This is a genomic window from Shimia sp. Alg240-R146, from assembly GCF_947331465.1.
Taxonomy (GTDB): Bacteria; Pseudomonadota; Alphaproteobacteria; order Rhodobacterales; family Rhodobacteraceae; genus Shimia.
On the sequence record NZ_CAMZOK010000003.1, the window covers coordinates 280990 to 302427 of the forward strand.

24 protein-coding genes are annotated in these 21438 nt (G+C 57.5%); 17 read left to right on the plus strand and 7 right to left on the minus strand.

What is annotated here, in order from left to right; all coding sequences use genetic code 11:
- Positions 1-53 precede the first annotated feature (53 nt).
- Both PG871_RS17010 and PG871_RS17015 read left to right on the plus strand, forming a co-directional pair.
- Positions 54-944 (plus strand): hypothetical protein, encoded by an 891-nt coding sequence (locus tag PG871_RS17010; protein WP_270731463.1) that lies wholly within the window; start codon positions 54-56, stop codon positions 942-944.
- Positions 932-1741: an NAD-dependent epimerase/dehydratase family protein gene (locus tag PG871_RS17015; RefSeq protein ID WP_270731466.1), complete on the plus strand. Its 810-nt coding sequence runs from the start codon at positions 932-934 to the stop codon at positions 1739-1741. The genes PG871_RS17010 and PG871_RS17015 overlap by 13 nt, the downstream gene beginning before the upstream one ends.
- A 283-nt stretch (positions 1742-2024) precedes the next feature.
- Here PG871_RS17015 and PG871_RS17020 read toward each other — a convergent pair whose 3' ends face one another.
- Complete coding sequence (locus tag PG871_RS17020; protein WP_270731468.1) at positions 2025-2309, minus strand: hypothetical protein; 285 nt, start codon at positions 2307-2309, stop codon at positions 2025-2027.
- Positions 2310-2472: 163 nt separating this feature from the next.
- Between PG871_RS17020 and PG871_RS17025 the strand changes: the two genes are divergently transcribed.
- The 14 genes from PG871_RS17025 to PG871_RS17090 all read left to right on the plus strand — a co-directional run bounded on the left by PG871_RS17025 (position 2473) and on the right by PG871_RS17090 (position 13293).
- Positions 2473-2799, plus strand: a complete 327-nt coding sequence (locus tag PG871_RS17025) for a hypothetical protein (protein WP_270731469.1) — start codon at positions 2473-2475, stop codon at positions 2797-2799.
- 64 nt (positions 2800-2863) lie between these two features.
- On the plus strand, positions 2864-3442 hold the full coding sequence (locus PG871_RS17030) for a lytic transglycosylase domain-containing protein (RefSeq protein ID WP_270731471.1): 579 nt from the start codon (positions 2864-2866) through the stop codon (positions 3440-3442).
- Positions 3442-3732, plus strand: a complete 291-nt coding sequence (locus tag PG871_RS17035) for a TrbC/VirB2 family protein (RefSeq protein ID WP_270731474.1) — start codon at positions 3442-3444, stop codon at positions 3730-3732. Before PG871_RS17030 ends, PG871_RS17035 begins: the two co-directional genes overlap by 1 nt.
- A 7-nt stretch (positions 3733-3739) precedes the next feature.
- Entirely contained in the window at positions 3740-4018 is a 279-nt protein-coding gene (locus PG871_RS17040; protein WP_158980696.1) for a type IV secretion system protein VirB3, read from the plus strand.
- Positions 4008-6368 (plus strand): type IV secretion system protein B4, encoded by a 2361-nt coding sequence (locus tag PG871_RS17045; RefSeq protein ID WP_270731481.1) that lies wholly within the window; start codon positions 4008-4010, stop codon positions 6366-6368. The genes PG871_RS17040 and PG871_RS17045 overlap by 11 nt, the downstream gene beginning before the upstream one ends.
- A gap of 14 nt (positions 6369-6382) precedes the next feature.
- A complete protein-coding gene (locus PG871_RS17050) occupies positions 6383-6526 on the plus strand; it encodes a hypothetical protein (protein WP_270731483.1) in 144 nt (47 codons plus the stop codon).
- A 46-nt stretch (positions 6527-6572) separates the two neighbouring features.
- Positions 6573-7667: a lytic transglycosylase domain-containing protein gene (locus PG871_RS17055; protein ID WP_270732730.1), complete on the plus strand. Its 1095-nt coding sequence runs from the start codon at positions 6573-6575 to the stop codon at positions 7665-7667.
- Entirely contained in the window at positions 7664-8443 is a 780-nt protein-coding gene (locus tag PG871_RS17060; RefSeq protein ID WP_270731484.1) for a type IV secretion system protein, read from the plus strand. The genes PG871_RS17055 and PG871_RS17060 overlap by 4 nt, the downstream gene beginning before the upstream one ends.
- Positions 8444-8447: 4 nt before the next feature.
- Positions 8448-9098, plus strand: a complete 651-nt coding sequence (locus PG871_RS17065; RefSeq protein WP_270731486.1) for a virB8 family protein — start codon at positions 8448-8450, stop codon at positions 9096-9098.
- Positions 9099-9101: 3 nt separating this feature from the next.
- Positions 9102-9797 carry a TrbG/VirB9 family P-type conjugative transfer protein gene (locus PG871_RS17070; RefSeq protein WP_270731489.1) on the plus strand — a complete coding sequence of 232 codons (696 nt, stop codon included), beginning with the start codon at positions 9102-9104 and terminating at the stop codon, positions 9795-9797.
- Positions 9790-11106, plus strand: a complete 1317-nt coding sequence (locus tag PG871_RS17075) for a TrbI/VirB10 family protein (protein ID WP_270731491.1) — start codon at positions 9790-9792, stop codon at positions 11104-11106. Before PG871_RS17070 ends, PG871_RS17075 begins: the two co-directional genes overlap by 8 nt.
- 2 nt (positions 11107-11108) lie before the next feature.
- Positions 11109-12104, plus strand: a complete 996-nt coding sequence (locus PG871_RS17080; RefSeq protein ID WP_270731493.1) for an ATPase, T2SS/T4P/T4SS family — start codon at positions 11109-11111, stop codon at positions 12102-12104.
- Positions 12097-12273, plus strand: coding sequence for a DUF4177 domain-containing protein (locus tag PG871_RS17085; RefSeq protein ID WP_257600370.1), 177 nt, complete (start codon positions 12097-12099; stop codon positions 12271-12273). Before PG871_RS17080 ends, PG871_RS17085 begins: the two co-directional genes overlap by 8 nt.
- 21 nt (positions 12274-12294) lie before the next feature.
- The gene (locus tag PG871_RS17090; protein ID WP_270731501.1) at positions 12295-13293 is read left to right on the plus strand and encodes a type IV secretion system protein; all 999 of its coding nucleotides are present in this window, start codon (positions 12295-12297) and stop codon (positions 13291-13293) included.
- Positions 13294-13365: 72 nt separating this feature from the next.
- On the opposite strand, the gene PG871_RS17095 is transcribed toward PG871_RS17090, so the two are convergent.
- From PG871_RS17095 to PG871_RS17110, 4 genes are all read right to left on the minus strand, one after another.
- Entirely contained in the window at positions 13366-14904 is a 1539-nt protein-coding gene (locus tag PG871_RS17095; RefSeq protein ID WP_270731504.1) for a hypothetical protein, read from the minus strand.
- A gap of 300 nt (positions 14905-15204) precedes the next feature.
- A complete protein-coding gene (locus tag PG871_RS17100; RefSeq protein ID WP_270731506.1) occupies positions 15205-17097 on the minus strand; it encodes a type IV secretory system conjugative DNA transfer family protein in 1893 nt (630 codons plus the stop codon).
- On the minus strand, positions 17090-18898 hold the full coding sequence (locus tag PG871_RS17105) for a relaxase/mobilization nuclease domain-containing protein (protein ID WP_270731509.1): 1809 nt from the start codon (positions 18896-18898) through the stop codon (positions 17090-17092). Before PG871_RS17105 ends, PG871_RS17100 begins: the two co-directional genes overlap by 8 nt.
- Positions 18885-19475, minus strand: a complete 591-nt coding sequence (locus PG871_RS17110) for a hypothetical protein (protein WP_270731511.1) — start codon at positions 19473-19475, stop codon at positions 18885-18887. The genes PG871_RS17105 and PG871_RS17110 overlap by 14 nt, the downstream gene beginning before the upstream one ends.
- Before the next feature lie 204 nt (positions 19476-19679).
- Between PG871_RS17110 and PG871_RS17115 the strand changes: the two genes are divergently transcribed.
- Positions 19680-20201, plus strand: a complete 522-nt coding sequence (locus PG871_RS17115) for a hypothetical protein (RefSeq protein WP_270731513.1) — start codon at positions 19680-19682, stop codon at positions 20199-20201.
- A gap of 43 nt (positions 20202-20244) precedes the next feature.
- Here PG871_RS17115 and PG871_RS17120 read toward each other — a convergent pair whose 3' ends face one another.
- A complete protein-coding gene (locus PG871_RS17120) occupies positions 20245-20448 on the minus strand; it encodes a hypothetical protein (RefSeq protein WP_270731516.1) in 204 nt (67 codons plus the stop codon).
- Positions 20445-21323: an ArdC family protein gene (locus PG871_RS17125; RefSeq protein ID WP_270731518.1), complete on the minus strand. Its 879-nt coding sequence runs from the start codon at positions 21321-21323 to the stop codon at positions 20445-20447. Before PG871_RS17125 ends, PG871_RS17120 begins: the two co-directional genes overlap by 4 nt.
- Positions 21324-21438 lie beyond the last annotated feature (115 nt).

Consider the following 21438-nt stretch of genomic DNA (forward strand, 5'->3'; position numbering starts at 1 on the left):
ACGAAGCCCCGGCGCAAGAAACTGCGCCGGGCGCCCGCAACTGAAAGCGCCTCATGCCAAACCAATGGACATCTTTCCAACTGGCGAGCGGTGATCTGGAACTGGTGATCCTCCCCGGCATAGGTGGCCGCATTTGGGATGTGGTTTTTCAAGGGAAATCGCTGCTCTTTCAGAACCCTGACCTGCTCGGAACTCAATTTGATATTGATGCCTTATCTGAGTTGCCAACACGATCCCCGCAGTTCGGTTTTCCGTTGTGGGGCGGTGAAAAAACATGGATTGCCCCTGATACGTCGTGGCAAGATGGTGGGCCCTTTGCGACGCTGGATAGTGGCCCCTACCAAGTGGTGTCGCAAGATGTTGATCACGTCGTCTTGGAAAGCGCGATCTGTCCTCACTCGCACCTGTCTGCAGCGCGGCGCATCACTGTTGCGTCCCCCACCAGATGGAACATCGAACATACCGTGACTAACCACGGCACCAAGCCTCGCATGACAGGCATCTGGTCTGTCATGATGATAAACACACCTGCAAAGATTGGCGTTGCGATGGATAACCCCACAGCTCACACTGTATTTGGGCATGCAGGATCCCTGATCTCAGCTACAACAAATTGCGTCATTGCGAATTGCGCAGAACAACAGGAATTCAAGGTCGGGCTTGCCAACCCGTACGGGGAGACCCTCATCAAAAATGATGAAACCGGCACGTGGATGATGTGCTCCACTCCAAAGCTCGCCAGTGGCGACGTTTTTGCCCACGGTCAGCCGGTCGAGATTTTCAACTCGGGTGACTACCCCTATTGCGAAGCCGAATGGCATTCACCGGCAAGGGATTTGGGCCCCGATCAATCAATGCAATATCGGCAGGACTTTGAAATTGGCTCAGCTGATGCCCCCACATCCCATCGAACTCAAAAGGAGTTGGTCACATGCATGTCCTGATCACAGGTGCTGGCGGGCATCTGGGCCGCAAACTATTTGATACGCTCGAAGCGACCCCTGAATTCACTGTGTCTGGGATCGACATCCGGCCTGTGGACCATCCCAACATCCACACCGAAGATCTCTCAGGCGATCCAAAATGGGTTGCACGGCTTAAGGGTGTTGATGTCATCGTCCATCTGGCAGGTGACCGGGAACCGGCTGCAAATTGGTCTTCGGCAATCAAACACAACATGGATGCAACGCTCTCTCTCTACCACCATGCGGCAGCGATGGGCGTAAGACGCGTGGTGCTGGCGAGTTCAAACTGGGTCCACGGTGACAAGCGGTTTGCGCAGGATCGGCTGGACAGCAGTACACCACCGGGTCCGGTTAACGCGTATGGTATGTCAAAACTCTTCTGTGAACGGACCGGTGCCTATTTCGCCAAACATCACGGGCTTTCGGTCATTTGCATGCGGATCGGATGGACACAATGGACACATGACAACCAACCCGGCCCCCATATGGCGATGGGCCGGTGGGGGCAGGAAATGTGGCTAAGTGACCGGGATTTTCTGCAAGGCATGCACGCAGCGATTGTTGCCGACAACGTCGAGTTTGCGGCACTGAACCTGATGTCGGACAATCCGGGCATGCGGTGGGATATCTCTGAAACAAAAAGAACAATCGGGTATGCCCCTCAAGATGGCGCCAAAGCGAGTATTACACCACTGATCGCAATGAAATCTGCCATGAAAGGCTTCTTTTCCCACAGTCTCGTGAAAGCCATCGAAAGCCGCTTTCCGGATTGGTGATCAACGGAGCGAGTATGACAACAAAAGTCGGAATTGTTCCCGCCCGTTGAAGTCGCCAAAAACAAAAGGAAATTGGGTGCAGATCAAAGTCAGTTGAATGAACTTCCACCTGATATTATTTCTATGGAGCGAAGGTCGACTTTCCAGCAGCTGTTTATCGCTGCAAATGCAGCCTTGGAAAAGCAGCCATTAGAAGAATAATCTCCAAAGTCGGTTTTGTCCGCATTGGCGACCTTCGCCACCATGATTGTGAGTGGCTGCTTTTGCGACGACGCAGCCACTCCTAACTACCACTCCTCAAAATTTCTAAAACGCGCGCATAGTCTTCGCTGACTGCCCGCACTTGCTCAAAAACCTCACGTCGCTCTTGGTCCTGGCACCGGAAGTACTGCTCGGCATCGTCAAAGTATGCCTCAGCATCACGCCTCAACAGGTCAGCATATGCCGTGACATCATCGGGATCGGTGGGCATCCATGGCGGCACAGGCGGCAGGCAACTGCCCGCGATCGAGGCTGACCCCCAACTCAAAACAGCCAGAGCCGCCCATATTTGTTTCAAAATCGCCATATTATCTTGGCTCAGCCACTCCGTTGCAGTAAATTCGTTTCAAAGCATGAATGGCGCAATAAATCAAAATGCACCTATTGATTGCAAGATTATAATATTGTATCGGTTCGGTAGTCCATGAGGGACTGCCGGGCTAGTGCACAATTCTGCAAGGCTCGATCCTATGAATTTGATGCAAGACGCCCCCAATGTTGTCAGCGAAGACGGACTGCGCACACTGCTTGCCGAAGGACATTCGGCAGATGTCGTGTGCCGGGTTACGCCCAAACGTACAGGTGCTCAGTGGTCCGGAATTTGGACCGTGCATTGCGTCTCGCCCGACGGTGAAACGCGCCGCTTGCTTGTCACCGCGCGCAACAACATGGCCGCCCGAGAATTCAAGACAATCAACGGCTTATCGAGCTTCCTTGCAGGGCTGGGCGTTTCGATCATTTCTATCCCGATGTCTGAGGGCAAAGTCGCCTCGCATCAGCTGGACGACCTCGACTAAGCTACTTGCTTTTGGTGCGTCGCTTCTCGCTGCGCCTGCTTACTCTGAAGGCTTCGTGCTCTCCATGCGCACCGATGGCCAGTTGGAGACAACAGCACCGCAATCCGGATTCGCGCAAAGATATATCGATGGGATTGGCGCGAACCCACCAGAACTGATCGTCTTCGCTGCACCTGAGCCTGAAGCGCCCCCTCCTGCACCCGCCCGTGCAGTCCCCCGCCCCGAAATCCTCGCCGCCCTTGAAAGCACTGCGCATCGCTATGGCGGACACCCTGCCCTGCGCCGCGCCGGTCTATCTGTGACTGAATGGCGCGCGCTTTTCCAAGCCAATATCGAGATCGAAAGTGCCTATCGCCCGAATGCGCGCAGTTCCGCAGGTGCGATTGGCCTCGGGCAGTTGATGCCTGCGACAGCTGTGCAGCTTGGTGTCGATCCCCACAACTGGCAGGCCAACTTGGACGGCTCTGCCCGTTACCTTCTGATGATGTTGTCGCGCTTTGGCACGCCTGAGCTGGCACTTGCCGCCTATAACGCGGGGCCAGACGCGGTCGCGCGCTATGGCGGCATTCCCCCTTACCGAGAAACCCAAAATCACGTGCGCCGCGTCATGGCCGTGCGTGATCGACTGACTGGAGCCTCCTGATGCACACACATTTCCGCATGATCCTGTCGCTGGCTCTGACCAGCTTGATGCTTGCCAACCCCGCATTTGCGCAGAGCATCGACCTCTCGCCGGTCCAGAACCTGCTGCAAGGCATCGTCGACACGATCACCGGCCCCTTGGGCATTGTCATCGGCACCCTGGCCTTGATCGGTGTGTTCCTCTCCTGGCTCTTTGGCATTCTGGATTTCCGCCAAGCCCTCTGGGTTCTGGTCGCTATCGCGGGCATCGCGGCTGCGCCGACCATCGTGACCGCCATCTGGGGCGCGTAAAACCGACATGGCAACGCAAACCCGCCTCTTCCTCGGCCTGATCCGGCCGCCAAAGCTCATCGGCTTGCCGATCATGTATGCCATGGTTTGGCTGTTCGGGTTTGTGTTGCTGTTTCTCTGGGTTCAGAGCTGGCCGGTGATCATCATCGCAGCTGTGGCCTATCCTGCGCTGTGGAAAGCGGCTGACTGGGATCCGGCCTTTCTTGAGGTAATGGTCACCGCACTGCAGGAAACGCCGCCGACCTCAAACCGCAAGATCCATTCGGGGGACAGCTATGCTCCGTGATCCGTCGGATGATCTTGCGATGCTGCCAGACTGGGCGCGCAAAGAGCGCCCGATGGCCAGCATGCTACCCTACGTCAGCCTGGTGAATGACATAACGATCCGCACGCGCGGCAATGCACTATTCCAGTGCATCCGCCTTGATGGCGTTAACAGCATGACCAGCGATGACGCGCATTTGGAGAAGACCCGCGCGCTCTTTGCTGCGATCATCGCGCAGATCGGGCCGGAGTACAGTTTCTACGTGCACAAGGTCTCAAAAGCGATTGAGACCACCCTGCCGCCGGTGTCCAACAAGGGTTTTGCGCACGCGCTGGACACCCGCTGGCAATCGGCCATGGCGCGGGCGGGCCTTCGTGACAAAACGCTCACGCTCACGGTGCTGAAACGTCCTCCCCTCGGCGCGCGGCTGCGCCTGAAGCGTTCAGACTCAATCGCGCAGATGAAAGATCAGACGGCCAAACAACTGCGCAAGCTCGAGGAAGTTGTCGGGTTTCTGAGATCGTCTTTTGCTGAGATGAACCCGCGCTTGCTTGGAGCTGAAAGTGGCGAGTTACTGGGCTTCCTAGGTGCGCTCAACATCGGCCAAGAACGGCCACTATACGCTAAATCCCGCTTTGGCATCATTGCCGAAGATGTGGCGAACACGCGCGTCACGTTTCAGGGGCGAGGCTTTACGCTCGACGATGGGACGGCGGGCAAGCGGGTTGGCACCAGTTTTGCGATCAAGACCTATCCGGCTAAAACCAACTGCACCATGTTTGATGAGCTGAACCTGCCTGTCGACATGGTGGTCACGCATTCTTTCACGCCGATCAACAGCAATATCATGGCCAGTCGGATCAAGCGGCAACAGCGTCTGATGAAGGCCAGCGACGATGGCGCGATTTCACTCGCCGAAGAACTGGTAGACGCGCTGGACGATCTGGAATCCAAGCGCCTCAGCTTCGGCGATCATCACATGACGGTGACGGTTTTCGCCAAGAGCAAGGAAAAGCTGGAGACCATCGCAGCCGAGGTGCGCAACATCGCGGCCAGTGAAGGTGTTAATCTGGTGAACGAGAGCTTTGCGGCGCGAACCCATTATTTCGGGCAGCATCCGGGCAACGGGCAGATGCGCAGCCGCAAGGCCGCCATCACCAACACGAACTTTGCCGACCTCGCAGCGCTGCATCGCGGTCAACTGGGCAAACCTGGCCACCAAGTGCCTTGGGGCAAACCAATCTCCCTGTTCCCGACGCCTGAACGCTCGGGCTTCCTGTTCAACTACCACGAGGCGGGTCAGCCGGACAAAGAGCCGACAGGCGGGCATACTCTGATCCTTGGTCGCCCTGGCTCCGGCAAGTCGGTGTTGTCTGCTTTCCTAATGACCCAAGCCCGCCGCTGCGCCGCACGCGTGTTCGTGTTCGACTATCGCGCAGGCATGGAAATGGCGGTGCGGGCTAATGGCGGGCGATACCGTGCCATCAAGGCTGGAGAAGCAACTGGTCTGAACCCGCTCCGCACAGAAATCGATGGGCGCGGGCAAGCCTGGCTGTCCGATTGGGTGGCCACGCTTCTAAATCGCGCTGACAAACCGCTGAGCCCAGTTCAGATTAACCGCATCCAAGAAGTCGTGCGCCAGAACGCCGGAGCCAGTGATGCCGCCCTTCGCAATTGGCAAGATTTAGCCTCCCTCTTTGTGGCGGGGGCCGATGAAGGAGATCTGTTCGAGCGGATCCAAGAATGGACGGCTGATGGGCGTTATGGCTGGATTTTCGGGCAGAGCCTCGAGGACAGCTTTTCGCTTGAGGGCGATGTAGTGGGCTTTGACCTAACCGGCATTCTCGACAGCGAAAGCGAGAAAGAGCGCATGGCCGTGCTGTCCTATCTGTTTCGTCGGGTGGAGCGTGTGATCGAAGATCGAAAACCGACGTTGATCATCATCGACGAAGCCTGGAAGGCGCTCGACAACCCGTATTTTGCTGACCGTCTGAGTAACTGGCTGGTCACGGCGCGTAAACAGAACGCCATCGTCGTGATGATGACCCAATACGCGAGCCAGCTTGAGAAAACCCGCACCGGCAAAACGATTATCGAGGCGGTCCCGACGCAGCTTTTGCTTCCCAACATTCGTGCCTCCGCCAGCGATTACACGATGCTGGGTCTCGCTGAAAAAGAGCTCAGCGTGCTGCTCGGCACCGGCAGCAACTCCCGTCTGGCGTTGGTTCGTGACGATCAAGGCTCGGTTGTGATCGATACCGATCTCAGCGCCCTTGGCCCCTATCTCACGATCCTTGGCGGCATGGAAAAAGGTGAGGCGCTGGTCGGCGCGGACTACCGTCAGAACCCTGAATTTTGGAGACAGATTTGATGCCTAGACTTTGCGTGCTGACCCTCACCTTTTTGACCCTGACAGCTTGTGCGGAATACCGGCCGTCAGAAGCAGATTGCTTCAACTCGTTTGCCGAAGTCAGCCGCAGCAACTGCAATTTCGAGCTGCTCGGGCCGATTGGCAATCTCAGTGAGTAAGCACAACCTGCATATCTTTGCGGGCTTGCTCTGTTTCGCCGCGCCAATGTCCGTTGCCCAAGGCGTGCCCACATTTGATGCAGGCATGTTCTTGCAGCGCGAGCGTGTGCTGCAGCAAGCCGAACAGGATCTGGCGCTGCAGCGGGAACGGCTGACCAGAGAGGAAGAGCTTGAAGAGCTCGAGCAAGAACAACTTCAAGCGCTGGAAGACATCCTCGATGCGTCGACGCTTGCCAGCGGGAACTCCGGCGCGCTGGTTGCGAGTTTGGAAGCTGGTTCATCACCTGAAAGCGGCGCAGAAACGCTTTACGGTCCGGTTGATCCAAACCCCGGCGCAGCCCAGATGTTCGGCGACGCCTCTGGCTCGATCGAACAACTGATCATTCGCACTTCTCAGGAAACGCACCATTTGTCTGGCGTACGCGCAGCGGGTCTGTCGCCCAAGCAATGGCGTTGCCTGTTGCAGGCGCTGATCTGGCAAGAAAGCCGTTTCACCATCGGCGCGCGCTCCCCCGTCGGCGCGTTTGGTTTGACCCAGATCATGCCAGGCACAGCACAGGATCTCGGGATTTACCCGGCCTACTATGAAAACCCCTACATCCAGGTCACCGGCGGCGCGCGCTATCTCGCACAGATGCTAGCCATGTTTGACGGCAACATCATTCACGGTCTGGCCGCCTACAATGCCGGTCCCGGCAATGTGCAACGCTATGGTGGCGTGCCGCCTTTCGCAGAAACGCAACATTACGTTCAGGTCATCCCCGAGCGCTACAACCTCTACCTTGTCCGCGTTGGCGGCGTTGATGCGCTTGGCACCATTGATCCCGTCTTGCTTGCCAACTCCACCATGAGCCTGACCTCTTTTGGCGCAGGCGTCTATGGCGATTACTCCTTGGTCTCGGTGCAAGCGGCCGCGCTTCGGGTGCAGGACATCATTACCCGCATTGGCGACACAGATGACATCCATGCGGCCATGTCGCTCAACACCTACGCGCGGGCAGAACTCGCCCGCCTGACTGCAATCCGCACGCGCCTCAAGGCCGCCCATACCCGTCCGCTTGGCGCCGCAGAGCTGGCCATCGCGGCCGCACAAGCGCGTGAACAAGACTTCATGCAATTCGATCTGGAGGCACTTCAATGATCCGCATTTTCTCAGCCATCATCACATGCGCAATGCTCGCGGTCTCACCTGCAAGCGCCCAAGGCGTGCCGACGATCGACACGCGCAACATCGCGCAAGAAATTCGCCAATTGCAGCAGATGCTCGAAGATTTTGGCATTCAGACCGACCAGCTCGACACGCTTCTCGAACAGCTGGATCTGGTGCAGCAGCAACTCGACACGCTCAACGAGACCTACGCCGCCCTGACCGGAGCGACGGACATTATCGAGATGGCCATGGGTGGTGATCTTGATGGTCTCCTAGACCAAGAATTCGGCGATCTCCTTGGCACCATCCGGCAAATCCAAAGCGGTGATTTCAGCGGCCTGATCGGTAACGAGGCCCCTCAGATGGAAGGCCGCATGACGCAAGCGCTTGAAGATGCAGGCTTTGACCAAGACAGCCTTTCTGACCTAGCCAACAGCGGCAATCCGGGGGCTGAGCGTATCGCCAGCCAGGCGGGCACTGGGGCCATTATGTCAGCGGCGGCCGAGAACAGCTATGACGAGGCCGCGCAATCCCTCGAACGCGTCGAGCAGCTGGTCTCATTGATCCCGGACATGGAAACCCTCAAGGAAGCCGTGGATCACAACACCCGCGTCACGGCCGAGCTGGCCATTGCCATGACGCGCATGTGGGAGCTCGAAGCCATTCAAACCGTCGGCGCGGGCCAATCCGGCGTGGTGGATGCCGCCACGCTGGCCGAAGAGCGCCGCTACATGGACTTCACGCTGCCAGAGCTGCGCGCGGACTGATCATATGAACAGCGAGGCAGAAATCATCGAGGAAGAGCTCGTCTACGGCGCACGACGACGCGAGCTTATTTGGCAGAAACTGGGGCTGACAGGCATGGCGTTTGGCATGGCAGGTTGCCTCGCCGCCGCCCTCGTTGCCCTGTTCGACGTGGACCCGCCGCCCATGATCGTGCCCTTTGATAGCGAAACCGGCATGGCCCTCCCCAATGCCATGGTTGAAACGGTCTCACTCACGGAACGCCCCGCTATCATCGAGGCACAGGTCTACCGCTATGTCATTGATCGAGAGACGTACAATCAGCTCGACAATGACGTGCGCGTGCGGCGGGTTCTGGATCAGTCGGGTGGAGCTGCATCCGCTGGGCTGCGCGCGCTCTGGACCAGCGGCCATGAGGCCTATCCGCCCGACAGCTACGGAACAGATGCCCGGCTTGATGTCGAGGTTCTGTCGATCACCCATATCAGCGTCAATCGCGCCCAAGTGCGCCTTCGCAAGCGGCTCAACTCGCCGCGCGGCACGCAAAACGGGCTCTTCACTGCAACCCTGATGTTTGAGTTTCGGCCCGAGAATAGCCGGTCGATCGATGATGTCTGGCAGAACCCTTTTGGCTTCACTGTCACCGAATACGCGATCCGCTCGGATCGTTTGGAGTAACCCATGCGCCGCCTGTTCCTGATCCTCGCCTTCCTTGTTCCTCTTGTTGGGACCGCCTATGCCGAAACGCAGCCGCGCCAAGGCCCCTATGATGCCCGTGTCAGGCAGTCCACCTATCAGGATGGGCAGGTCTATCGCATCCGCACAAGCCTGACCCATGTGACCAGCATTGAATTTGGTCAGGGCGAGACGATCCGCTCAATCATTGCAGGCGATACCGAGGGCTTCCTTCTCGACGGCGTGCCCGGCGGTCAGGCCTTTGCGATCAAGCCCGTTACACGCGGCGCACATACCAACATCACGGTCTACACCAACCGGCGCAGCTACTACTTCAACGTGACCGAAGCGAGTTCACCGACCTTCTACGTCATTCGCTTCACCTATCCCGAGGCGGCCCCTCGGCAATCGCGCATTGCCGCAAGCCAACCTGCCAACCACGCCTATGGCGTCAGCGCGCGATCCGAGATCACTCCCCGCGAAATCTGGGACGATGGCACCTTCACGTATTTCCGCTTTGCCGCGAATGCGCCTTTACCCGCGATCTTTCGCTGGTCCGGCGGTAATGAGCGCAGCGTGAATGCGCTCGCGCGGCCAGACGGCGTGATCCGCGTGTCAGGTGTCAGCGATCGATGGGTTCTCAGGCTCGGCGACGACGAGATCTGCGTCCAAGAGATGAGCGAGGCAAACCACGATGAGTGAAACAGCTGAGCTTAAGAAGCGCCTCGAAGCGCTTGAAGGCAAACCACAAAACCCAAGAACGAGACCATCTTTTATGACCGTTGCCTTGGGCATTGGAGCTATCGTGGCCCTCGGTGGCCTGGTGCTACTGTTCTCCGGTAGCTCTGAACCGGAAGCCCTAGAAACCGCCTCCCCGGATGAATTCCAAGCAGCGGGACCGGGCTTTGGCACTCTTGAGCCCAGCCCTGCGCCGATCGACACAACTCCGCCACCCGTCGAGCCGGAATCCAGCCCGGAGACCGAAGAGCTTCGCGCACAGATGGACGCGATGCGGGCCGAGCTTGAAGCCCTACGCAATGCGCCAGCGCCTGAAACCCCAACCGTCAACACAGAAGCACTGGACACCTTGGCCGCTGAGATAGATGCCCTGCGCAGTGAGGCCGCTGCAACACAGGCCGCCCTGCGCGAGGAGTTGGAAGAACGCGCACGTCAGATTCAGCGATTGCAGAACGATCTGGAGCTCGCACGCCTTGAAACACCTCGCATGCCTGCAGCAACCGGCCCAACGGCCGAAGAACTGCGCCTTCAGGAACTCGAGCGGCGACGGCAAGCGGAGCTTGAGGAACTGCAAGCCCGTATCGCCAGCCCAATTATCGCCTTTGGGGGCACCGGGGGCGGCAACAATGAAACCGCCGCGCAGCAGCGGAGGCTCGATGGCGACACAGACTTTGTCCGCAATGGCGCTGAACCTGCTGAGGTGACGCAAGCCCAGTTGATCGTGAACCCGTCAAACACGGTCGTTCAGGGCACGATGATCCAGGCCGTGCTCGAGACAGCGATCGACAGCTCGCTCGCCGGTCAGGTCCGCGCGATGGTATCGGAAGATGTCCACGCCTATGACGGCTCGCGGATCCTGATCCCACGCGGCGCGCGTCTCATCGGGCGGTATCAATCCGGCCTCGACATAGCACAGCAACGCGTAACAATCGCCTGGGACCGGATCATTCTGCCCAACAACCAGACTGTTGAAATCAGTGCCTTCGGTGGCGATGAGCTGGGGCGCTCCGGCACAACAGGTTTCGTCGACAGCCGCTTTGGCTCGCGGTTCGGGTCAGCCGCCCTGATATCGCTGATCGGAGCCTTGCCTGCCGTGGCAGCCCAGAACACCGAAGACGAGATCGCCTCGGATGTGCTCGAGGGCATTGGCGAAGACCTGCAAGACAGCGCGCAAAGCGTGATGGGCGAATACCTCTCCGTCTCGCCGGTGATCTATGTGGATCAGGGTGCCCGTGTCACAGTGATGGTCGACCGTGATCTGGAGATCTTCTGATCATGGCGGCCAGCTACCTGCAAAGCTCGATGGACAAGATCCCCGAGGCGCGTGATCCGAAGCTGATCGAACTTTGCATCAACCCCGACGGCACGCTTTGGGCCGAGTTTCAGGGAGATCACTTCATGCGGTCCGTCAATCGTCGGCTCTCGCAGAGCGAGATCAAGGACTTGGGCAATCAGATTGCTTCGGCCGCGAATACCACGCTCAGCCGGACCAAGCCCATCGTCTCGGTCAGCATCACCTACCGTGACCGCCCGATCCGCGCGCAAGTTATCCAGCCCCCAGCCGTTGATGGCGGTTACGCAATCTCACTGCGGTTCTTTGCGGACCTGCCATTCGATCAGATCAAGCTGTCTTACCTCTTCGGCAAAGAGCGCAGCAATGAAGGTGCTCGGCGCAAGCGCAATGCCGAACTGCGCGATGTCGTCGCTACAGGCGACATCGACGCCGCGCTCAAGTTCTGCGTCACCCACAAGCTCAACATGATCGTCTCTGGCGGCACCTCGACCGGAAAAACCGTCACGGCGCGCAAAATCCTCTCTTTCGTGCCCACCGACGAACGTATCATCACGATCGAAGAGGCTGCGGAGCTGCGTCCAGCACAGCCCAATGTCGTCACGCTGATGTCTGATCGTGATGAAGCCACACGCAGCGCCGATGTTCTGCTGACCTCGACCTTGCGCATGCGGCCTGACCGGATTGTCCTGGGCGAAGTGCGCGGCAAAGAGGCCATGACCTTCCTCGAGGCGATTAACACCGGCCATGGTGGCTCACTCACCACGCTACATGCTGAAACGCCGCAACTGGCGGTCCAACGCCTCGCAATCGCCGCCCTGAAGACCGACGTGCCTATGACCTACCAGGACATGAACGACTACATCACTCGCTCGATCGATGTGATTATCCAAGCCGGTCGCCATGAAGGCGCGCGCGGCATTACCGAATTCTACCTGCCATTTGATCCGGCCCAAACGAAGGAAACAGCCCATGTTTGAATACAAGATTGAACAGATCAACACCGCCAAGACAAAGCCACCGAAGATCGAGGCGCAGCTGACCGCTCTTGGTCAGGACGGCTGGGAGCTGGTCTCCGTCGTGCCGGATTTCGACGGCGAGCATATCCTGAAGGCCTTCCTGAAACGCCGCACCGGTGCGAGCGCCTAAAGGCAAACCGAGGAGGATCCCATGGGCGTTGTCACCTGGATGGTTGAGACAACCGACAGCTTTCTGGACGACGCGGCCCAAACCACCTTTGGCAACGTCGCCGGTCAGCTTGGCGGCGTCATTGCCGTGGCCTCCACGCTCGCGGTGATCGGCGTCTTTCTCAACATGGTGTTTCAGTACAAATCCATGGACGGGCGGACCGCCTTCTGGTTCGCCCTCAAGCTCATGCTCATCTCTCTGTTTGCGATGAACTGGGTCCAATTCAACGCCGTGGCCAGCGCCCTGATCGACGGCCTAGACCAGCTCGCGGGCGGCATGGTGGCGGGGCTTGGCGGCGGCGGTGCGGGTGCATCCTACTTTGCCGGGGCCTTTGACGATCTCATCGAGGAGTTTGGTGACTATCTGAACGCGGCCGGTGACAACATGCATTGGATGGCCGGTGCCCTCATCGGTGCCATCGGCGCGTTCCTGTTAGGCGTCATCGGCGCGCTCTGCGGCCTTGTCCTGATCTTCGCCAAGATCATGCTGGCCTTCATGATCGGCATCGCCCCCGTTATGATCGCGCTGTCGCTGTTCGACGTCAGCAAGGACTACTTCCATCGCTGGCTTTCCAGCACGGTATCCTACGCGCTCTACCCTCTCGTGATCGCAGGCGTGTTCTCCACTGTCGTCGGCATGTCGCGCTCGCTCATGACCGAGCTCGGAGATCCTTCCGGGGCGAGCAACATCGGCGCGCTGGTGCCCTTCTTCATGATGATGTTCCTCGCAGGCGGTATGATCATCGCCACCCCGCTGATCGTCCGCTCTATCTCGGGCAATTTCATGATGGTCGGACCGCCAAGTATTCCGGGTCCAAGCGGGTTCGCCAAAGGTTTGATCGGCACCAAAGGGTCAAGAGCGAGGGCGAGGTTTGGAACCAGGTCGAACGCTGAGATTGCGGGGGCCGGTATACGGCAGGCGGGCGGAGCTACTGTTTCGATGGTTCAGCGAGTGGCAGAACGAGCGAAACGCTTGGAATAAGGGGTATGCTCTTTATCCGACCTTCGCTGTTCGTTCGAACGCCACTCGAAAATTAGGTATCGAAGCCATGCGCTACCGGTATTCATCAAACGTGTCCCACCAAGGTACCACCTTGTGCATTTCACCTTTGAACGGATACTCCCGATTCACACTACTATTATAGCTTGGTGTCTCTTCGTGGACCATGTCCAGATTCCACCCTGCGTTTGAGTCCCCGTTCGCTTTCGATAGCAGTTCGGTGAAACTAGCTTTCGTTGCCGTAGAAAGAACCCGCTCGTATTGCTGAATAGGAGCGAAAATAACCTTCCTTTTGTCTATGTCCTGAACAAGGCCTTGGCTGAAGGCCAATATCTCGTCGTTGGCTCGGCGGAACACTTCTTCTTTGAGTTTCTCCGCCATGACCAGCCAGTTGTCCAAGGTAATCACCATACCGACAGCTTCGGGAGCGAGGTTGGCTCCGTGTCTGCCAATTCTACAGTGTGCAAAAAAACGCCATAGCTGTTTTACTGCTTTGACAAGATCATCAAAGCCGCGTTCCGTAGTCGGGTCTTTGCCAAACATGGCCTCACGCGACATTCGTGTTGCTTTGCATTCGGCGACCAACGTGAGGCGGTCCGCGTCGAAACAGAGGATGTCTGGTGTGTCAAAGGTCTGCTTCTTAACCCTGTACTTGTCTTCCGGCGTCCAGACGAATTGAGGCAGGGAGGCCATTGAGAATTTTAGACAATATTCTTCAAAGCGGCGGCCATACTCTTCCCGGACTGGGCCACCACCAGACACCACGTCATAAAATAGACCGGTCGTCATTCGGTCCATGATAAGCTGAGGCAACGGGGCGCGGACTCTCAGAGGTTCATCAGAAAAGCTTACGCAAGGAAATTGGCGAAATATGGATGGCTTGTAGGCCACGTGAATGATGCTCTGGCGCTCCCGCATTGCAACCTGCCTTGCTTGCTTCAGTGGCAAGCATAAAGGCTTCAGAGCGGACCGATAAAGCTCTTCTGAAACCCCTATAACTTTGAGAGCTTGGTCTCCAACCAGAACAGGGTGAGACATGAAACTGGCGAAAAGGCCAAAAGAGACTTTTGAGAATTCGGCGACAGAAATCCCAAACTTCTTGTTGAATTCCTCTCCGCACTTCCCCTGCCCGTATACGAAGTTGTTCCTGTACAGGTTAGCCGAATTAGCAGACCCTATCTGCCAGGGAAATTGTCTGTTGCCAATTCGGACGAGCTCTCCAAAAATGTTATTTTTATGCCCCCCTACTTTGAACTCCTTGTTTTCCAGCTTTCGCAGTCGATTGACACAATTCACTATATTTCCAAAGTGATCATGCTTGAACCGTACGATCTTGCCCCTCTTCGCATTGGACATTGGCGTGGTCAGCCCCTCATTGGCCAGGGTTTCGAGCTCCCATTTATGTATGGCTAATTCGTGAGGCCCCTGAATGCCGATTGCCTTTGGGTTGATTGTCTCACGATCTATATGCGGTAGTGCAGACTCATAGTTTGTGGACTGGAGGATGTTTGTTGCCCAGATTAGGTGGAATAGATCTTCATCCTCGAACCGGGACAAAAGCTTAAGAAGTTCCTTTTTATGGTGAGCATGCATGTGAACTACGACGCCAGTCCAGTTGCAAACGAGGGCCGCCGCATTCGCAGCGCAGACCGCGCTTCCTGATGCAGCATATAGGAATTTGGCATGGGTTAGCTTGTCCGTTCTCTTGGTTTGTGGAACCAATTACATATTCAATTTGGAAAAAGTCCTGCCGATCTGGTTCATTATAAAATGTGATGTAATGGAAATTTTGCGTTGGGGCGAATATGGCACCTAGTCGAGTTTCTTTAAAGCCCGGATCTATGTGCTCTGTTGTCGTTCCTACGCTACGCAGCTAACAGCGGCACCCCGCATTTATCCTTCAGCGGCCTTTTCCATAAATCGCTCAACTTTTTCTGTTCCAGCCTGATAGTCGCTTAAACTGGATTGATCGCCGGATTGGGCATCTTGCCAGCCAGAGACCATTGCATGGACCTCTTCGCGACGTTTACCTCCGCCACTAGTAGCATCATGAGCGGCCTCTCTCGGCACTTCCAATGCCCCAATTTTCGTCTCCAGCGCCTTGATCTGCCCTTGCAGGCCGCGCATTTGATCCCCTGCTGAAGGATATGGCAAATCACCGGTCTGCTTGTCGAAGATCTGCTGAAAGAACCGGTCCTCATAGTATTTTATCCGCCTGGCTCGTACGGGCATTTGCGCGTCGACGACCAGAACAATGTCATCAAGATCCATGCGCCGCGCCTCATCCTCGGGTAGCAACGCGGTCTCTTCGGTCCGTTCAGACATGCTGCGCCCCGCGAACGGGTTGCGGCCGACCGACCGTGAGCGGGTCACAACGCGCTTGGTGGTTTTGCCAACGGCTTTGCTGAGCTCCTCAATCGTCTTTTCATCTGAGGGGGTCAGATAGAGCTTGATGCCCGCGTTGCCCTGCAAGGCGCGGCGGGCATTTTCGCCATAGATTTCATCTAGCGCCGGGATCGTCTGTGTGACGATTGCGAGATTGGCGCGGTAGGATCGCAGGGTTTCGATGCTATCCAGAACGATGGGCATTTTGCCGAGGCGGTTGAACTCATCGAGCATGATCATCACCGGCCAGGGCTCGTCCTTGCCAGGTTCATGATCCTGGAGCGATGCCAGCAAGTCCGAAAAGAACAAGCGGATCAGCGGCGCGAGGGGTTTCACCATGAGTGGTTCAACCACGAGATAGACCGAAAGCGGCGTCTTTCGGATGTCGCGAAAATCGAAGTCTGAAGTTGCTGTTGCGCGATCGATGGCAGGGTTCGACCATTGCTTGAGGCCAGATGTCATCAAGAGCGACAGATAAGAGGTGAGCGTGTCGTTGTTGGTCGAGGCCATGCGCACGAAGATCAGCTTCGCGGCTGGATTGACCACTTCATCGGCGCGGCGGCGATATTCCTTTTGCTTGTCCCCGCCAGACGCGGTGATGCGGTAGATCTCGCCCAGGGTCGGGCGCGTTCGCTCGAACGCCAAAAGCCCTGCCGCCACGAATAGGTCAATACCGCCATCGAGGAGCCCCTGGACGCGATCGTTTTCGGCTTGAAGGAACAGCGAAGCCAAGAGCTGCAGCTCCATCTGCTGGCGGTCGACATTTTCGAGCGCCGATATGCGCAGCAAAGGGTTGTACCGGTGCGAGCGGCCATCCTTCCAGTCTGTGGGCGCGAACCGGAATACCTTGTCACCCTGCGCGGCCCTGTGGCGGGCAGTTGCCTCAAAGTTCTCGCCCTTCACGTCGAGAACCACAGCACTGCCCTGATAGGTTAGCAAGTTCGGAATGACAAAACCCGTCGTCTTGCCGCGTCCGGTCGGGGCCACGATAAGTGCATGGGGGAAGACTTTGGACATGACAAAGGGTTTGCGGCTCTTGGGCTTACCCATCTTGCCAAGAACAAACCCATGGCCTGGCTTGCCAAAAAAGCCGTTCCGTTTCATCTCGGACATGTGCTGCCAGTGGGTTTCACCGAATTTGGTCAGCGCGTCATTCATCAAGACAGCGCTGAGCAAGACACCGGCACCGGAGCTGATCCCGACAATCAAGTGAACAATCTGTATATCACTCGAATGGGTCGTGCGAAGCCCTCCATAACCACGCGCCAGCATCAGAAAATCGATTTCCGCCCCGACCCCGAACCAGCGGAACGTCAGAAATGCCGACGCTAGAACATACCCGAGCATCGCGCCCAGAAGAGCAAAGCTCATGACGCCGAGTGCGATCCGCGCCTTACCCATGCGTCACACCCTTTTCGCCATCGGCATCGACGTGCCTCTCGCGTCGGACGTCTATTTCTTCATTGGCGATTTCGTCGAGGACATGCTCCATCGCAACACTGTTTGCCAGCGCAGCATCGGTCTGCAGATAGGCCTTGGCCGCATAGAGACGGTCCAGACGATCTTCGATATGTTCGTCCAGCGCCGTCTCATCGCCAATCGCCAAGTCCTGGGTGCCCTCTTCACCGACCAGTTCCTCCATCTCAGCACGCAAGGTCTCGCGTTCCAGATCGTTTCGGAATGGATCTGTGGTTGGGTCGTCCCTCATACGGCTCAGGAAATCAGCCGTGGTCGGCGGCAACCCGTCGACTATGGCTTCCTGCCGGTCGGCCTCCACCGCCCCACTGTCCTTGAGAACTTCAGCATCGGCCAACAAACGACCCAAATCACGGTGCACCTGGTCGAGGCGGTCGATCGCCTTCTCCAGTTCATCGGCGCGTGACAGGTCAAAGCCCTCTTTGTCGGCAATTACCTTCAGATCCTGTCCAAGCCATTGCCGTTCCAGCGCGGCATTACCTGCGCCAATTTCGACACGACGCGTCACCTCCTGCGCGTCAATGCCGGTGCCTTTCAAAGCCTGTTCAAGACGTTCGGCGAGCGTTGGATCCCGCAAGGCACCTTGGGCCTCGGCCTGAATGTTCGCGGCCGAATAAATCCCACTCTTGGACGCATCCTCAAGCAAGGTTTGGGACTGCGTTCCCATTGGGCTGAGATGTGACAGTGAACGATAGATGTCGTTCAGCTCATGCTCGAGCGCTGCACGCCGATCGACCGGGGCGTCTGCAACAATGCGTTCGGCTTGGTTGATTTTGTCATGAAAGGCATCCACGATCTCATCAAACGAATGCTGTTCTTCGGCCATACCATATACCTTTCCATCTGCTTCAATCGGTTTGCCCTGCCGCAAAAGCGTCGCCGCCTTATCCAAGGCTGCTGCAATGTCATGCTGGTTCTCACGCGAGGCCTCGGCCGCCAGTCCGCGATAAAGCCGCGCGTTCTGTGCTACCTCACGCAAGGCATGGTCGAGCTCTGGACCAACGCGCTCGCGCTCGGTCAGTTTTTGGCCCGTGGCTTCTGCGCGACGTTGGTCAACATCGCTTGGCCTCTTTGTCGTGATCCCGCGCTCGAGCTTTCGCGTCGCCTCAAGGCGCAGCCCATAGCAGTCCGACACCTCAACCATCGCCTCCCGAAAACTGTCGTAGTTGAAGTGGTGCCCTTCCTTCAGAAAGAAGAACTCCCCGTCCTTGCTGCGCCGGTTCAGAACAATATGCGCGTGCGGGTGGTCCCGATCCTCATGCACGGCCGCGATGTAGTCGAAGTGACTGCCTTCGCCCTGAAAGAACCGCTCGCAAATCTCGCGCGTGATCTCGGCGACATCCGCGCCGCGCGTGCCAATCGGGAAGGCCATCAGGAGATGCGAGGTGTGCCCCAGCTTCGGGTGGAACCCCTCATTCCACTGCGCCGAAAACCGGCGCGTAACCTGCTCGATCTCTTTGGCTGACAGGACGCTTTGGCCGTCATAAGTGCCACGGCTGTCGATGATAAAGCTCGACTTGGTGGTCAGGTATTCCAGCTGATTGCGCAGCTGCGCTTTGTTGTGTGTGCCGCCGTCCCGGATCGCTTTGAAGATCGCGGGAGAATGCCCCATGGCCGCGCGCGCCATCTGCTTGGCACGGGCGCGTGGCACACTGCCGCGAATGCGGCTCCAGTCGCGATCAAAGAAGGCCTCCTGCGCGGCGGCAACAGCGCTATTCCGGGCCATCGGCAATGCCTCCCAGAACGCGGGCAACCTCGCCGGACAGCGCACTTCGGCGGCGCTGCGCCATGTCCTGAACTTGGTCAGCGATGTCGAAGATCAGCCCGGCCAATGCGCGTACTTGGGCATGTGCGGAGTTGCCATAAGGCGGTGTCTTGCCCTGGCGCTTTGCCTCGTTCAGGCGCTGCGCAATCTGGTTGATATTGTTGCCGGTGCGATTGAGCGAGGCCGATAGTCCCTGCATTTGGCTCGCCAGTTCATCGTCAGGAACGAAGAGATCGTTTGAGGCATGGATCAGCCGCCGAAGCCCCTCCGCACGGCTGGTGATTTCGTGCCGCGTCAGCACGGCATCAAAGCTCGCCAGCTCCTTTGGTGTGAGCCGGACATTCACCAGTTCAGAGCGCACGCGCGCATCAAGCTTGCGGCTTTGATCGGCCTTCAATGTGTAGAAGATGCTGCGGGTCGTGACGCCGAATTCGCGCGCCAGATCCTCGATCGGGACACCTTCGGCACGCTTGCGTACGATAGCAAAACGCTGGTTTTGCGTCAGTCGCTTGTGCCGTGGTGAGCGCGCTCGGCCCATGTGAAGTAATCACCCCTATTTCTTGCCAGCATCATACAGGCAGCCCTGTTATGGCACTTCGCCATAATTGATTCAATATTATAATATTGTATCAACTGCCGGTATTCCGTTTGGAGCAGCCATAGGCTGCTACCGCCAGATGCTTGCGCTGACACAGACCGGCGCTACACTGGCGATATTGTTTTTTGTTTTGTGAGGTTCGATATGGGGCGCGGCGGCTATTCAGGTGGCAGCACAATCATTTACCCAGGCGGGCGCGGCTGGTCTTATGACCCGCTTTCTCCGATGACAGGACCCAAGGGCAAGAAAGGCAAGAAGAAAGCCAAAGCCAAGAAGCCCAAAAACGTGCCGACAAGCGAAGACTTTCTAGAGCATTTTTCCCTGTCGTGTGCCTGCTGCAGAATTTTGGGAATTGAGTGGCCTAGTATCGGCGACGACAAGCGTCGAAACCCGCTTCTGGATGCGAAAAGCAACGGGTACCACAAGCCTTTCCGGCAAAAAGTTGGAAGGCAAAGAAAGAAAGCAAATCGGATTCTTTTGTCCTATGCGGCTCAATGTGCCGCCTCAGATAAAAAAGGCGAAATGCGACCCAAAATCCCAAAATCGATTAGGTTTGCAGCTGAGGTTTCGAGTTTTTCGTCTCGGCTGGAGCAGAGGATTAAGGAGCAAAAGAACCCTCCGCACGAGCAGGCCGATGCCGACAACTCGCCCCAAACCGTGAAGTGAACGCGGTTGCCCGCGTCCACTGCTGTTTTGATCTCGTCCAAAGTCATCGCAGCGCCTCCTCAAGGATTGCGAGAGCCCCAAGACAATCGTCGATATAGGGCTGCTCTTCGCCGTCCAGATCGTTCAGCTCCAGTCGGTTCAATACTGCGTAAAGCGTGGCGCGCGCCTCGCGGGCGGCGCTTCGCAAGCTGACCGCATCTTCCAGACGCGCGGTCCCGAAATCATCGCTGTGATAGTCAGGGGTCATGCTGCCACCTCCTTGCTCTGACCTGCTGCTTGCAAAACAAAGTCGGCAGCTTTCTGCGCTTCAGATGCCGCACGAAAAATCGCCCGTTTGTCCTCTTTGAGCGCTTTCAACCACCCTTCGACATAGGCGGCGCTTTGGTCAAATTCCGGCGCGACGCCGATCTGAGCCCCAAGGAAACAAGCACCGATTTCTGCCACGAGCTCTTCAAAGGCATAGGCTTCGCGGTTCGCAAATTTCGTGATCCGCTCCAGCCGCGCTTCGCTGCCAGTCCAATGGATCACTTCGTGGGCCAACGTCCCATAGTAGCCTGCCGCATTGTGAAAGGTGGCAATCGGCGGCATGTGAATGTAATCTTTGGCCGGGCTGTAATAGGCGCGCGGGTCATCACTGGTGAGGATCTCCGCCCCCGTCCGGCCAAAGAACGCCTCAAGCTCGGGATCTTCCGCCGTGCCAAGATCGCGCGGTGCTTCGGGCCGGATGTAGTAGTCCTCGGGCAAACCTTCGATCTGATCCGCATTGAAGACGCGGTAGGCGCGCGCATAGGGCAGCTCCTCCTCGATACCCAATTCGTTATCTCTAGTGAACGTCCCGTATTTGACCACGGTCGACGACGTTTCGCCTTTGCGGACTTGGCCGCCCAGCTCCTGCGCCTGTTTGTAGGTCATCCAGCGGCTGGACACATAGCCATGCTTCGCCGCCATGACCCAGAGCATCAGGATGTTAATCCCGCGATACTCTTCACCGTTGTGTCGGGTTGGCAGGGTAACGCCGGACGCGCTCCCAGTCCACGGCTTGCGCCATGGCGGCGTGCCTGCCTCGATCTCTGCAATAATGGTGTCGGTGACGTGGGCATAAACATCAAACTTCGGTGCCATTTGTGGCCTCCTCGATCAAAGTGACGCGGGTGAGGCTTTGCGCCCCCTTCCGCCGATGGGCTGCGCCTCGGCCACCTGATCTGACCGAATACGCATGTATTCGGCGGAACAGAGT